This window comes from Streptomyces sp. 2A115 (genome assembly GCF_052245575.1).
GTDB lineage: Bacteria > Actinomycetota > Actinomycetes > Streptomycetales > Streptomycetaceae > Streptomyces.
In genome coordinates this window covers 47,267-60,967 of record NZ_JBQQCG010000013.1, presented here as the reverse complement: position 1 = coordinate 60,967, position 13,701 = coordinate 47,267, and the positions used below count along the sequence as shown (strand labels likewise).

Annotated in this window: 10 protein-coding genes and 2 pseudogenes; 8 read left to right on the top strand and 4 right to left on the bottom strand. The window is 69.2% G+C overall.

What is annotated here, in order from left to right; translation table 11 throughout:
- The first annotated feature begins 430 nt into the window (after window positions 1–430).
- From ACTWQR_RS14155 to ACTWQR_RS14135, 5 genes are all read left to right on the top strand, one after another.
- Window positions 431–1,084, top strand: a complete 654-nt coding sequence (locus tag ACTWQR_RS14155) for a (2Fe-2S)-binding protein (RefSeq protein WP_443227373.1) — start codon at window positions 431–433, stop codon at window positions 1,082–1,084.
- 4 nt (window positions 1,085–1,088) lie between these two features.
- On the top strand, window positions 1,089–2,069 hold the full coding sequence (locus tag ACTWQR_RS14150) for an FAD binding domain-containing protein (RefSeq protein WP_443227372.1): 981 nt from the start codon (window positions 1,089–1,091) through the stop codon (window positions 2,067–2,069).
- The gene (locus ACTWQR_RS14145; protein WP_443227371.1) at window positions 2,066–4,252 is read left to right on the top strand and encodes a xanthine dehydrogenase family protein molybdopterin-binding subunit; all 2,187 of its coding nucleotides are present in this window, start codon (window positions 2,066–2,068) and stop codon (window positions 4,250–4,252) included. The genes ACTWQR_RS14150 and ACTWQR_RS14145 overlap by 4 nt, the downstream gene beginning before the upstream one ends.
- Window positions 4,253–4,415: 163 nt before the next feature.
- Window positions 4,416–5,555, top strand: a complete 1,140-nt coding sequence (locus ACTWQR_RS14140; protein ID WP_443227370.1) for an XdhC family protein — start codon at window positions 4,416–4,418, stop codon at window positions 5,553–5,555.
- Between the two features lie 52 nt (window positions 5,556–5,607).
- Window positions 5,608–6,456 carry a helix-turn-helix transcriptional regulator gene (locus ACTWQR_RS14135; protein ID WP_443227369.1) on the top strand — a complete coding sequence of 283 codons (849 nt, stop codon included), beginning with the start codon at window positions 5,608–5,610 and terminating at the stop codon, window positions 6,454–6,456.
- 188 nt (window positions 6,457–6,644) lie between these two features.
- On the opposite strand, the pseudogene ACTWQR_RS14130 reads toward ACTWQR_RS14135, so the two are convergent.
- A pseudogene (locus tag ACTWQR_RS14130) lies at window positions 6,645–6,770 on the bottom strand (antibiotic biosynthesis monooxygenase family protein); the annotation flags it as partial.
- A 935-nt stretch (window positions 6,771–7,705) separates the two neighbouring features.
- Here ACTWQR_RS14130 and ACTWQR_RS14125 point away from each other — a divergent pair.
- The 3 genes and pseudogenes from ACTWQR_RS14125 to ACTWQR_RS14115 all read left to right on the top strand — a co-directional run.
- A complete protein-coding gene (locus ACTWQR_RS14125) occupies window positions 7,706–8,731 on the top strand; it encodes a ScbA/BarX family gamma-butyrolactone biosynthesis protein (protein ID WP_443227368.1) in 1,026 nt (341 codons plus the stop codon).
- Between the two features lie 88 nt (window positions 8,732–8,819).
- Entirely contained in the window at window positions 8,820–9,476 is a 657-nt protein-coding gene (locus tag ACTWQR_RS14120) for an HAD family hydrolase (RefSeq protein ID WP_443227367.1), read from the top strand.
- Between the two features lie 8 nt (window positions 9,477–9,484).
- A pseudogene (locus ACTWQR_RS14115) lies at window positions 9,485–9,847 on the top strand (helix-turn-helix transcriptional regulator); the annotation flags it as partial.
- Between the two features lie 501 nt (window positions 9,848–10,348).
- On the opposite strand, the gene ACTWQR_RS14110 reads toward ACTWQR_RS14115, so the two are convergent.
- From ACTWQR_RS14110 to ACTWQR_RS14100, 3 genes are all read right to left on the bottom strand, one after another.
- The gene (locus ACTWQR_RS14110) at window positions 10,349–11,788 is read right to left on the bottom strand and encodes a DUF6351 family protein (RefSeq protein WP_443227458.1); all 1,440 of its coding nucleotides are present in this window, start codon (window positions 11,786–11,788) and stop codon (window positions 10,349–10,351) included.
- 164 nt (window positions 11,789–11,952) lie between these two features.
- Window positions 11,953–12,282: a DUF4387 domain-containing protein gene (locus ACTWQR_RS14105; RefSeq protein ID WP_443227366.1), complete on the bottom strand. Its 330-nt coding sequence runs from the start codon at window positions 12,280–12,282 to the stop codon at window positions 11,953–11,955.
- Complete coding sequence (locus ACTWQR_RS14100; protein WP_443227365.1) at window positions 12,275–13,660, bottom strand: acyclic terpene utilization AtuA family protein; 1,386 nt, start codon at window positions 13,658–13,660, stop codon at window positions 12,275–12,277. Before ACTWQR_RS14100 ends, ACTWQR_RS14105 begins: the two co-directional genes overlap by 8 nt.
- Between the last annotated feature and the right edge of the window lie 41 nt (window positions 13,661–13,701).

Genomic DNA, 13,701 nt, shown 5'->3' with positions numbered 1-13,701 from the left:
CGACGAGCGGATGGGCTTGACGACCTGGCCCTCGAACCACACACGGCCGACGGAGCCTTGGGCGTCATGCGCACATCTCGACACGCACGAAGACGTCGCGCCGCTCGCCAAGGCCACTCCATCCGAGGACAACCGCCTGCTCACCCTCAGTGCCCTCGCTCCAGTCCAGCTGATTCGTGCGTGACGCGGGCCGTTCTCGCCGGTCCACGGCTGGGGCGAGCCGGTCTGCGTGCCGAGCCCGGAGTCACCTGCCCGCCGTGCTCGACGCCCTCCGGTCGCCGAATCCGCCCTGATGGCCGACGTCACGCCCCCTTGGCTGCCTCCCGTTGCCTGGAACAGCCCGCCTGAGCAACCGGTGCACCCTCGCGATCGACGCGACCACCGCCACACCCTTCACGACCACCCGTACTCACACCGAGGGAGCGTGGACATGTCCACCGAACGTCCCGACCCAGCCTTGACTTCAACCGCCGACCCCCCTGCGTCCCCCTCCGCGCCGTCGCGACGTACCTTTATCGCCACGAGCACGGCCATCGGCGGAACGGTCGTGGCCGGCGGCCTGGTCGCCGGGCCGCCTCCGCTCGGCACCGAGGCGGCGGTGGCTGCCGAGGCTGCTCCCGGCAGCCGCGTCTCCTTGACGGTCAACGGCGTCCGGCACACCGTCACGATCGACAACCGCACCTCGCTCCTCGACCTGCTGCGCGAGCGCCTTGGCCTGACCGGTTCGAAGAAGGGCTGCAACGCCGGGGCCTGCGGCGCCTGCACGGTGCTGGTCGACGGACGCCGGGTCAACTCCTGCCTGACGCTGGCGGTGCGTCTCGAGGGCGCCGAGGTCACCACGATCGAGGGCCTGGCGAAGGGCGACCGGCTGCACCCGCTGCAACAGGCGTTCATCGACCAGGACGCCTTCCAGTGCGGCTTCTGCACGCCGGGACAGATCGTGTCCGGCGTGGGCTGCATCCAGGAGGGTCACACCGATTCTCCGGAGGAGATCCGGGAGTGGATGAGCGGCAACCTCTGCCGCTGCGGCTGCTACGTGAAGATCGAGCGCGCGGTCGAGCAGGCCGCCGGCCGGAAGGGCTGATCCCATGTATCCCTTCACCTACACCAAGGCCGCGGACACGCGTGAGGCACTCAACTCCGGGCAGCGCGGCGGGCGTTACATCGCCGGTGGCACCACGCTCGTCGACCTCATGCGGGAGACCGTCGAACACCCCGACACGCTCGTCGACATCAGTGCGCTGCCGCTGCGCGAGGTGACCGTCACCGAGCGCGGTGGCCTGCGTATCGGCGCACTCGTGCGGATGGCGGAGGCCGCCGCACATGCCAAGGTCCGCACCCTGTTCCCGGTCATCTCCGAGGCGCTGGAGCTGAGCGCCTCGGCCCAGTTGCGGAACATGGCCACCATCGGCGGCAACATCATGCAGCGCACCCGGTGCACCTACTTCCGTGACGTGACCGCCCCTTGCAACAAACGCGAGCCCGGCGCCGGATGCGCCGCGCTGCACGGCTACAACCGCAGCCATGCGATCCTGGGCACCTCCGACAGTTGCGTGGCCACCCACCCCTCCGACGTCGCCGTCGCCTTCGCGGCACTGGAGGCGACCGTGCACCTGCTGGGCCCGGACGGCGAACGCAGCCTGCCCTTCGCCGACTTCCTGCTCCGGCCGGGCAGTACCCCGAACCGTGAACAGGCCGTCCGGCCAGGCGAGTTGATCACGGCCGTGGAGATCCCGGCCCACCCGCGCCCCCTGAAATCCGGCTACCTGAAAGTGCGCGACCGGCAGTCCTACGAGTTCGCGCTCACCTCGGCGGCCGTCGCCCTGCACATCGGCGGCGGAGTGATCCGCGAGGCGTATGTGGCCGCCGGAGGCGTGGGCACCGTGCCCTGGAAACTGCCCGCCGTCGAGCGCCACCTCATCGGCGAACGCCCCTCCGACCGGCTGTGGGCCGAGGCCGCCGAGCACGCGACCGACGGGGCGCGTCCCCTCAAGCACAACGGCTTCAAGGCTGAGCTGCTCAAACGCACCGTCGAACGCCAGTTGCGCACCGTAGGAGGCACCAAGTGAGCCAGCCACAGGCAGCCGTCGGCGCGCCGGTGCCCCGGGTCGACGCACGGCTGAGGGTCACCGGGAGAACGAAGTACGCCGGAGACAACAGCCCCGACGGGGTCGTGCACGCGGTTGTCGTCGACAGCAGTGTCGGACGCGGCCGTGTCACCGACATCGACGCCCGTGCCGCCGAAGCCCAGACCGGCGTCGTGAAGGTGATCAGCCACTTCAACGCGCCCAAGCTGCCGCCCCGTGAACCGGGATACCCACCGGGTGAGGCGCTGCGCCCCTTCCAGGACGACCGGGTCCGGTTCTTCGGACAGCCCGTCGCGGTCGTGGTGGCGACCACGCTGGAGGTGGCACAGCACGCCGCGGGCATGGTAAAGGTCTCCTACGACACCCAGCCTCCCTCGACCGACATAGACGCCGCCGACCCTGCGGACGATCCCGAGACCTATGCGCGCGGCGACGCCGACGCAGCCCTGGAATCCGCCCCGGTCCGGCTGGACCTGACGTACCGGATGGCCCGCAACCACCACAACCCGATGGAGCCGGCCGGTACCGTCGCCCGCTGGGAGGGCGACAAGCTCACGCTCTGGGAGAAGACCCAGCATGTGCAGGGCACCGTGGAGACCATGGCCGCCGAGTTCGGCATGCCGCCGGACAGCATCCGCGTCATCTCGCCGGCCGTCGGCGGCGCCTTCGGCAGCGGCGGCCGGACCTGGGTGCACACCTCCATCGCGGCCCTGGCCGCCCGCGAGGTGAAACGCCCCGTAAAGCTCGTCCTCACCCGCAGGCAGACATACTTCGGCGTGGGATTCCGGCCCGCATACGAGTACGACCTGCGGCTGGGCAGCGACCGGCGGGGCCGCCTGACCGCATCGACGCACGACGTCCGCACCGAGTCCTCCCGTTACGAAACGCACAGCGAAGACGTTCTCGCCGCCGGCCGGATGCTCTACAGCACGCCCAACGTCCGCCAGGTGTACGAGCATGTACCGCTGGACGTGAACACGCCCACCTGGATGCGCGGCCCCGGCTACTCCAGCGGCGCGTTCTGCGTCGAGACGGCCGTGGATGAACTCGCCCACGAACTGGGCCTGGACCCGATCGAGTTGAGGCTGCGCAACGAACCGGCCGACGACGAGTCCAGCGGGCTGCCGTTCTCCACCCGCCGCCTGCGCGACTGCTACCGCACGGGCGCCCGCGAGTTCGGCTGGCACCGCCGCGACCCCGAGCCCCGCTCGATACGTGACGGCGACTGGCTCATCGGTATGGGGATGGCCGCCGGTGTCTACGACACCGCACGCAGCGCGGCCCAGGCCTCGGCCAGGCTCGACGCCGACGGCACCGCCCTGGTGCAGTCCGCGACCAGCGACATGGGCCCCGGCACCGCCACCTCCATGACCCAGGTCGCCGCCGACGCCCTCGGCCTGACCATGCGCCAGGTCACCTTCCGGCTCGGCGACTCCATCCTGCCGCTGGCTCCCGGCCATCACGGCTCGCGGACCATGGCCAGTGTCGGATCCGCCGTCCAGGACGGCTGCGACAAGCTGCGCAAGGAGGCGATCACGCTCGCGGTCAAGGACGAGGACTCACCGCTGTACGGCGTCGCCCCCGCCGATGTGGTGGTACGAGGCGGCCGGCTGTCCGTGAAGGACGAGCCCACCCGCGGGGAGACGTACCAGCGCCTCCTGGCCCGCAACAACCGCACCCACCTCGAAGCGATGGGCTCGTACGCCGGGGCCCCGGAATCGGAGAAGTTCTCCTTCTACGCCTACGCCGCGACCTTCGCCGAAGTGGCCGTCGACGCCCGTCTCGGCCTGGTACGGGTCCGGCGCATGGTCGGCGTGTACGACGCCGCCCGGATCATCAACCCGAGGCTCGCCGACAGCCAGGCCATCGGGGCCATGGTCGGCGGAATCGGCCAGGCCCTCCTGGAGCACACGGTCACCGACCACCGCGACGGCAGGATCGTCAACGCCAACCTCGCCGACTACCTCGTGCCGACCCACGCCGACATGCCTGAGATGAAGGCGATCTACATCGAGGGGGAGGACTACGAAGCCGACCCGATCGGCGTCAAGGGACTCGGCGAGATCGTCATCGTCGGAGTGGCGCCCGCCATCGCCAACGCGGTCTTCAACGCCACCGGCCGCCGGATCCGCGAACTGCCCATCACCGCCGAAGCACTGCTCTGAGCCCCCGGGCGGCCGGTGCACTCACCAGACCACCCCGGGCTCCCCAGCGTCCGGCGGTGTGCGACGCCAACCGCCGGACACCAGGACCGCCGCCGCGACCGCACCCCCGAGGCGCGGCGGCGGTCCCCTGAAGTGAAGGCACCTACCTCACGGAAAGCCTGCCATGCTGAACATCGCGGACACATTGCACCAGTGGTACGGCAGGGCGCGCCCCTTCGCCCTCGCCACCGTCATTCACGTCAGTGGCAGCGCACCCCTGCCCGTCGGCACCGCGCTCGCCGTCGACATGGAGGGCACCGCGGTCGGGAGCGTCTCCGGCGGCTGTGTCGAAGCGGCGGTCTACGAACTGTGCCAGCACGTCCTTGCACACGGCGGGCCACCGGTACGCACCCGCTTCGGCTACTCCGACGACGACGCCTTCGCCGTCGGCCTGACCTGCGGTGGTGAGATCGAGGTCCTGGTCCAGCGCGTGGGGCCCGCCGCCGGGGCGCACCTCGCCACCGCCCTGGAGGCCGTGCTCGCGGGCCGCTCCTGCGCCGTGGCCCAAGTCATCGACGGCCCCGGCGAATTCCTCGGCCGCATCCTCCACGTCCCCGACGGCGGTCCCCACGACGGCACCCTCGGCGGTGAGAACGAGGACAAGGTGGTCGTGGCGCACGCCCGCGCGCTCCTGCGTGCGGGCCGCACCGCCCGTATCGAGGTCGGCGGCGACACCGACGCCTGCCCCAGGAGGTTGACCGTCCTCGTCCACACCCACGCGCACCGCCCCCGCATGCTGATCTTCGGCGCCGTCGACTTCGCCGCCGCCCTGAGTCAGGCCGGCCGCTTCCTCGGCTACCACGTCACCGTCTGCGACGCCCGCCCCGTCTTCACCACGCAGGCCCGCTTCCCGCACGCCGACGAGATCGTCACCGACTGGCCCCACCGCTACCTTGCGGCCATCGAGACCGACGCCCGCACCGCCGTCTGCGTCCTGACCCACGACGCCAAGTTCGACATCCCCCTGCTGCGGTTGGCGCTCGCCCTCCCCGTCGGCTACGTCGGCGCAATGGGCTCCCGACGCACACACGGCCACCGCGTCGACCTGCTCCGGGAAGCCGGCGTGCCCGAGGAGCAACTGGTCCGCCTGCACTCACCGATCGGCCTGGACCTCGGTGCCCACACTCCCGAGGAGACCGCCATCTCCATCACCGCGGAGATCATCGCCCACGCCAACCGCGGCACGGGCCAGCCCTTGTCGCACGGCACCGGCCGCATCCACCCTGCCGCACGGCCTCTGCCCGACTTGGCGACGGCGCCGTAACAGGGGTCGCCAACCCCTGGAAAGCCGAGTGCGTTCAGGTCAGGGTGGTGGTGTGAATCTTTCGGAACTGGGCGGCTTTTTGAGGTCACGCCGTGATCGCATCCGACCCGCGGATGTCGGCCTACCGACCGGGCCGCGCCGCCGTGTACTGGGTCTTCGCCGTGAAGAGGTCGCTCAGCTGGCCGGTGTCTCGGTCGACTACTACATCGAACTGGAGCGCGGGGCAGGCGTCCAACCCTCGGAGCAGATGCTCGCCGCGCTCGCCCGGGCACTCCGACTGAGCCGGGACGAGCGCGACTACCTCTTTGCCCTGGCGGGCCGTCGGCTGCCCCCGTCCGGCAGTCCGGCCGACCACGTCCACCCGGGCATGCTGGACTTGATGCGTCGCCTGGGGGACACGCCGGCCCAGGTGGTCACCGACCTGCGCGTCATGCTCGTACAGAACCCGGCGGCACGTGCGCTGCTCGGTCCACCGCCGTCCACGACCGGATGGACCGCGAGCTTCCTGTACCGGTGGTTCACCGACTCGAAAGCACGAGCGCTCTACCCGCCCGAAGACCATGCCGAGCACACCCGCTCCTTCGTGGCCGACCTTCGTGCGGCCTCGGCCCGGCGCGGCGCTGACCCCGATGTCCGTGCCATGATCACGGCGCTGAGCGCGCGTAGTCCCGAGTTCTCCAAACACTGGGCCCAGCACGATGTTTCGTTCCGCCGCCACGACAGAAAACGCCTGATACATCCAGAGCTCGGATTGCTTGAAGTCAATTGCCTGAACCTGTTCAGCGAGGACGGACGGCAACGACTGCTCTGGTTCACCCCCGCTGTCGGAACCGACTCGGTCGCCAAACTGGAACTGCTCGCCGTGCTCGGCACACAGATCTTCGACCAGCAGGAGTCCTGAGTGGACGTTCTGTGAGTCGTCGGTGCGGTTGGCGACGTACCACTACTTCGGCAATTGGTGCGCCGACGGCACCGGCCTGGATCCGGACACCGTCGGCACCCAATCAGCACCAGATCCTCGGAGGGGCGAAAGGTCTCCACCGCATTGCTCGTGACATGCCGGGCAATACCCTGGTTGCGCGCATGAGCCTCCTTGAACGAGTCCGAGGCAATCCAGGCCCGAAAATCGGCCTCGCTGTCGAACTCGTTGACCGAAACATAGGGATTATCGGCGCTGACGGACCTAGGAGCGTGCTGCGCCGCCGTCCCTTCACGCCTGGCAGATAGGTGCGCATGTTGTGCCGCAAATGAGCTTCAAATTCGTCGGCGCTTTCTGCAGGCACAAACAGTCGGTTCGTAGCAATGAGCATATATCGTCTCTTCCTCGCAAATAACATGGACAACTTCGCATTCTCTCCGGGCTCGGCCCCGGAATTCTCGACCACTACGGTCCGCACACCATCCGCACACCGCGTCCGGCGAAATTGGTGATCGCTCGCAGCGGCGGAACGGGCCGGCGTAGATGGCCGTGCCGAAGCGATGTATGCCCCACTTCGGGCAGCCGCGTCGCGCGAAGGCCCGGTCCGTGACGGACGCTCAACTCCCTTGCCCTTCGCCGCCGTCGACATCGAGCGCCTCCCTGCTCACGGTGCACGGGCGGACCCGGCTCGTCGCGGAGCGGACCGCCTGCCGCCCACGGTATCGGCGCTTGCATTCCGCACTGGTTCTGCGCGCTGCTCGACCCTCAGCTAGAGGCGTTCGCCCGACAAGGGATCCCTCAAACCGGGAATCCTTCCTGCCTCCGAGGACGTCTCGGCCTCGCCGCGACGCGACAACTCTTCGACACGAATCCACTCCTCAGCCTGCGTGATCGATGTGCTCGTTTGGTCGTGACGCCCACTCCGACGCGTCGCGGCATCGTGGCGTGAGCCCACCTCGGCCAGCGGCGACACACGTTACAAGCCCGTATTTGACAAGGTAGGTTTTCTCGCATGGAAAGCCCGTGCCACTCCGGTTGCCGCGCGGCAGAAACCCCGTGCACCAGCCACGCGAGTCTCGATCGCGCGCCGGAACTGCGCGGTCCACGCCCTTATGGGCGCCAACGGCGGGGGTTGTCATCCCCTGGATGCGCCGCCCTGGCACGCGTAATGATGGTCCGCAGATGAACCACTGTTCTTTTCAACATTCCTGGTTCGAGGGAGTGCCAACACATGTCCGTTTCGGGAAACCATGGTCTGTCCTACGCGGTAACCGTCTCCCGGCAGCTCGTCCACCGCGCCGCCATCTGCGAGGTGTTCCTGACCGATACTCAGCGCCGTTCTGACAACGAATTCCTCGTCGCGGCGCAACTGCCACGCGTCCACAGCTACTACAGCGACCACCTGGTGACTCCTGCCGCCTACGATCCGCTTCTGTTACTCGAAGTGTTCCGACAGACCTCCATCCTGGTCGCCCACGAACACTGCGCCGTCCCGCTGGACCGCAAGTTCAGCTTCAACTCCGGCGAGTTCACTGTCCTCGACACCAAAGCGCTGGAGATCGGGCGGCTGCCTGGGCGGGGGCTGCTGACCGCCACCATCACGGGCGAGAAGCACCGCGGCGCTGAGCTCGTCGGCGTCACCCTGGAGATGCGGCTGGCTGTCGACGGCCACGACGCCTCATCCATGACCATGACCATCCAGTGGATGCCCGACGATGCGTGGGACTTGCTGCGTGAACGCGCCCGCGCCGCCCTCGACCTGGAGACTCCACGCCCGCACCCCAGTGGCCGCCGGCTCAGCCCTGCCGCGGTCGGGCGGCGCTCGCCCGACAACGTCGTCCTGGCGGAGGCGGCGGCCGTCGGACACCAGGTCGTGGCCCAGGTCATCGTCGACCAGGCGCATCCGGCTCTGTTCGACCACCCACTCGACCACATCCCCGGTGCGCTGTTCTTCGAGGCATACCGGCAGACCGCCCTGCACGCGGCCCACGAACTGCTGGGCCTGTCGCCCCGGCGGCTGACGCTGGCGCACTGCGCGGCCGCCTTCACACGGTTCGGTGAGTTCGAACTGCCCACCGTGTGCCAGGCCGATTTGGTCGAGGACCGGGCGACGCCGGGCGCGGCCGTCTTCCGTATGGAGATGCTCCAGGAGAAGACCGTGATCTCCACAGCCGAGGTCGCCCTGCGGTGCACCAGCCCCATCGGCCAGTTCCTCGTCCCTGCCTCAGCCCAGGCCCCGGTGCCCCATGCCTGCTGAACCCTCCGCCTGACACGGCAGGCATGTCGTGCCGCACGAACTCCTTACTGCTTCATTCCACAGCGCCCTGAACAGGAGGGCTCTCTGTATGCCCCTGCCCATGGTCTGGTTCGACTTCGGCGGCGTACTCTCGCCACCTCTGGACGAGTTGTACGACGCCTACCACCGCAAGACCGGCATTCTGCCCGCGCAACTTCAGGCCGCTATGAAGGAGGTCGCGGACGAGATGGGCATGCCGACCCTGGCGCCCGTCGAGATCGCCGCCCTCACCGAGGCCGAGTGGGGGCGTCGTCTCCGCTGTGTCCTGACGAGCCGTCACCCAGAGCTTGATCTGAGCCGTGCCCGCCTGGAGGGCTTCGGCGAGCAGTGGTTCGACGGCGTCACAGCCAACCCGGTGATGGTGTGCGCCCTGCGGATCGCCCGCGACAACGGGTTCCGAGTGGGCATCCTGTCGAACAACGTCGTCGAGTGGGAGCCGTACTGGCGGGCGATCGTCGCCCCGGCCGGCGAGGTCGACTGTCTCATCGACTCATGCAAGGTCGGCGTCCGCAAACCCGACCCGAAGATCTTCGATCTGGCGGCCAAGGCGGCCGGTGTCACCCCCGAGGACTGCGTGCTAGTCGACGACCTCGCAGGCAACTGTGCCGCGGCCCGACGGCAGGGCTGGCAAGCCGTCCACTTCCGTGACAACCTCCAAGTCCTCGCCGAACTGCGGCATCTGACAGGTCTGCCCAGCATCCTCTGACGCTGCTCGCGTGGACGGTCGCCGCGCTGGCCGAAGGCACCGGGGTGTCGCGTTCGACGCCGGCCAAGCGGTTCGCCGACCTGGTCGGCGAACCGCCGCTGACCTACCTCACCCGCCGGCGCATGACGCTCGCGGCAGACCTACTGATCGAGCAGGAGTCCGCAACCGTCGCGGACATCGCCCGCGCGGTGGGTTGCTCCGACCCGTTCGGGTTCAGCGCGGCGTTCAAACGGATCCGGGGACTCAACCCGAGCGAGTTCCGCCGCACCGCGACCATGGCCTCCCCGGCGGCTGAGCGGTCTGCCCCAACGGGCCCCAGCTCGCTTGTAGTTGGCCGCGAGTCGAACAAGCTGGTCGAAGCGTCGCGGTGACGCTTCCGAAAATGCCGGCCTCCTCTTGCACCAGGCCTACGGTCGGACACCGCCTCAGCATGCAGGGAGCGTCTCCCAGCACGGCCGCAGTCGGGGACGAGCACGGCTTCAGCGAGCTTTACCACCACCGCCGACTCGCGCTGGTGCGACTTGGCACTGCTTTTGGTGGACGACCTTCCGACGGCAGAGGGCGTGGTACAGGACGCCTTCACCGCGCTTCTGCGCCGCCACGGCCGTCGGCTCGCGCACCTGGAGGCCCCCGAGGCGTACTTGCGAACCAGCGTGGTCAACGGGGCTCGCTCCGTTCTGCGTCGACGCCGTACGGCACGCGCCCACATCCCTGAGCGCGAATGCCCCTTCCCGTCCGCCGACCACAGCGTGCTCCTCGCCGAGACCCACCAGGAAGTGATCAACACGTCGCAGCGCCTCACCCGTCGGCAGCGCGAGAGATGTGCGAGCTCGGCTGCGGGAGAGCGGGGGATTCGGGACCGCCGAGCGGCTTCAGGGTGTGATGCCCACGCCCTCGATACGGCTCCACGCCTGTTCCTGCGCGGCGGACATGGCGGGCCAGTGGAGGCCGCCGGGCCGGGGGCGGACCCGGGTGGCGAACGGGGCGGGGCGGAACGCCGGATCGTAGAAGCAGCCACCACCGTAGGTGGCGTCGAACGCGCTGCACGAACGCGCGATCGAGGTGGGGGTGGGCTTCCGGCCGGTGCGCGCCCATGTGTCCAGAGTCGCCAGGGAGTTGGCGTACTCGGCGTTGCTGAGCGCGCTGTGATCGCTCTCCCTCGTGAAAGTCTGGACGAGGTTCTCGCCTCGGTCGGCGGCCTGGACCGTGACGCGATAGGCCGCCTCGTGCTCGACGAAGACCTGTGGGTCGTCGATCGCGTGCAGCGTGAGGACCGGGAGTGCGATCCGTCCGGTGAGGTCGCTGTCGTAGGAGAGGTCGCGGCGCGCGGTGGGGTCGGCCGAGAAGCGCGCCACGCCGGCGTTGAGCGCCTTGTCGTCGTGCGAACCGTCGTAGCGGACCCCACGGTTGCTGAACGGGTTACGGCCGTCGAGCCGGTTGGACACGATGTCCCGGACGAGGAAGGCCGCGTACTGCATGTTCGTGGCCAGGGAGCGTTCCGGGACGCGGGTGACGGCCAGGATGTCGTCGAGGTTGCGCTGCTGCTCCGCGGTCCGGTCGGCCGGGTCGGAGTCGATGCCGGTGCACTCCTGGAGGCGGCCGTGGACCTCGCCGGGTGTCATCGGGGAGTCCGCGGGCAGTCCTTGCCACAGCGGGTACTGCGGTTCGGTGGGACGGGGCAGGTTGCGGCAGTAGTACTGGTAGACCGTCCGCAGGTCCACTCGCGTGTCGTAGCCACGCGAGCCGCCGGCCAGGAAGCCGTTGGTCAGCAGGACTCCGTCGTAAGCGCCACGCTTCCCGCCGTAGGTCTCTGTGACCTTGGTGGCGACATTGCCGCCCCAGGACTGGCCATGAAGGTAGGTGCGGTCGGGGTGGCCGAAGTGGCTGACGAACAGGCGGCGTACGTTCTCCGTGTCGGCGGCGGCCATCCTGACCCCGTAACCGCCGCGCCGGTACGAGGAGCCCACCCAGGCATAGCCCTCGTCGACCATCACCGCCCAGCGTTCCAGGTCCTCGGTGGTCGTGGACTCGTCGTAGGAGAAGTCGGGACCGCCGTGGGCGTGGACGACGAGGGAGCCGTTCCAGTGCTTGGGGACGGCCATCGTGTAGTACGCGCCGTTGGCGTCCCGGCCGGTGTAGCAGCCGGCCTTCTCCTCCAGATGGCCCGGGCAGGCGGCGGGAGTGGGGCGCGTGGTGTCGGCCGGGGCGGCGGGTGCGCTGCCGAGCGTGCCCACGACCGCGGCCGCGACCAGTGCCGTCAGCATTGCCGAACGGCGGCCGCGGGCCCGAGGACGGGTACCGGGTTCGGGCATGGCAGGTGTGTTCAAGGAACTGCTCCTTCAGGTGCTTGTGGGGGGTGGACCGGTGAAGGACCGCGTCCGGCAGGCGCGTTCGGGGTCACCGCCGGGCCGGCGGTGACCCCGGCACCGGCCGTGACCGTCGTCGCGCGCGGGCGCCGCCCTTTCTCCCGGGGGTGTCAGGTGGCGGGCACGGGCAGAACCGCCAGCGGCACGTGGTGCTGACCGGAGTGGACGTCACGGTCACGCAGCGACGCCTGGCTGACGGGACGGGGGAAAGAGATCTTGACGACGTTCAGCGACGGGATGCGGAACATCCGCACGTCGGCCTCGTCGAGTCCGTAGAGCCGGGCGACCGTGCCCTCGTTGAGGAACGCCTCGTCGGCCGCGATGCGATAGCCGTCCGCGTCACGCATGAACAGCTCCATGGTGACCCAGAACGGCCCGGCGTTCTTGGACCGGACCTCGTACGCCAGGTCGCCCAGGGTGGTGGGGGCGGTCTCAGCCATGGTGGGAGGCCTCCTCGAACTCGGTGCGGAACATGTCGGTGGGGGTGAGGGTGTCGACGACGTGGTTGAGCACGAACTCGTACGCCGGACCGCGCTCGACCTCGGCCGGTGAGGTGGCGAACGCCAGGCTCGGCAAGTAGTCCATGTCGGCCGTCGGCAGGTGAAGCATCAAAGGGTTGGCGATCTTCGCGACGGCGGTGGCGGTTTGCTGGTCCGGTGCGTTGACGAGGAGCATGACTCCCACCTCGCGAGGCGGACCCTCTGCCGGATCCAGATCCCCGAGGATGGCGTTGTGCCCGTAGAGACGCAGGTCGAAGGCGTACTTGTCGTCGCCGAGGCCGATCGTCTGCTCCACCCGCTGCCTGATCATCGTGCGCATGAGATCGGCCCAGTCGTCGATGTTCGCAAGGATGTGCGGATCCCGGATCGCGCTGAACGACATCGTCTCGTAGCCGGTGGTCCGGGCGCCTTCGAGCTTGATGGTGTGCTGGTCGGCGACATGGAACTGCGAACCCTCGACCCGCACGGTGCGGTCGTCCAGGGCGGTGTAGACGGCCTGACGGACGTCCAGGGTGCCGTCCGGCTCGCGCATCCGGAACGGGTCCACCGTCTCGTAGAGCATGTGGGCGGCGACCAGGATCGGTGTGCAGGCGGCCGTCGGATCGAGCGGCTCGATGGTGAAGCCGTCGGCGTCGATGGTGGCCAGCACCCCACCGGCGCGCGGATTGCTGGTGCACTGCCCGCCACACTCGATGATCTTGGCAGCGTGCCAGGTCGGCCCGGCAGGCATCCCCTTCATCAGCGGATGGGCGGCGGCGATGGCGGTATCCGTGGCGCGGCCGGCGAGCACGACCTGCGCACCGGCCTCGAGCGCGGCGACGATCGGCTCGTGCCCCATCGCGCCCACGATGTGTGCGCAGCTCTGCAACGTCTTCGGCTCCAGTTCGCCCAGCGGAGGCAGGGCATGGATCCGGCCCTCGTCCAGGCACTTCAGGAGCGCGCCGGGCGCCTGCTCGCTGTAGATGCGCGCCACCCGCAGCCGGAGTCCCTCGGCCGCCAGGATGTCGGCGACGATGCCGGCGACCCAGTCGACACCGGAGTCGGTTCCGCTGGTGCCGCACGAACCCACGATCAGTGGGATACCGGCGCCTGCCGCCGCCTTCAGCAGGACTCGCAGGTCACGGGCGACCGCGGCACGGGTGGTCTTGGGCTGCGACGCGCCGAGATAGTAGGGACCGGAGTCGGTGCTGCCCCCGTCGACGGAGATGACATCGGCGCCGAGCGCCAGACCTCGCTCGATCGTGGCCTCGGGGAAGCCGGCTCCGAGCATGCCGGTCGGTGCCAGGACCTTGACCTGGGCAACCCGTTCGTTTTCCATGTTCCTCTTTCTTGTCGGTGCCGGGCACGTGGCGGGCGGGT

Coding starts and splice junctions, on each gene's coding strand:
- ACTWQR_RS14155 (WP_443227373.1), top strand. CDS start 431: ATGTCCACCGAACGTCCCGACCCAGCCTTGACTTCAACCGCCGACCCC.
- ACTWQR_RS14150 (WP_443227372.1), top strand. CDS start 1,089: ATGTATCCCTTCACCTACACCAAGGCCGCGGACACGCGTGAGGCACTC.
- ACTWQR_RS14140 (WP_443227370.1), top strand. CDS start 4,416: ATGCTGAACATCGCGGACACATTGCACCAGTGGTACGGCAGGGCGCGC.
- ACTWQR_RS14125 (WP_443227368.1), top strand. CDS start 7,706: ATGTCCGTTTCGGGAAACCATGGTCTGTCCTACGCGGTAACCGTCTCC.
- ACTWQR_RS14120 (WP_443227367.1), top strand. CDS start 8,820: ATGCCCCTGCCCATGGTCTGGTTCGACTTCGGCGGCGTACTCTCGCCA.
- ACTWQR_RS14110 (WP_443227458.1), bottom strand. CDS start 11,788: ATGCCCGAACCCGGTACCCGTCCTCGGGCCCGCGGCCGCCGTTCGGCA.
- ACTWQR_RS14105 (WP_443227366.1), bottom strand. CDS start 12,282: ATGGCTGAGACCGCCCCCACCACCCTGGGCGACCTGGCGTACGAGGTC.
- ACTWQR_RS14100 (WP_443227365.1), bottom strand. CDS start 13,660: ATGGAAAACGAACGGGTTGCCCAGGTCAAGGTCCTGGCACCGACCGGC.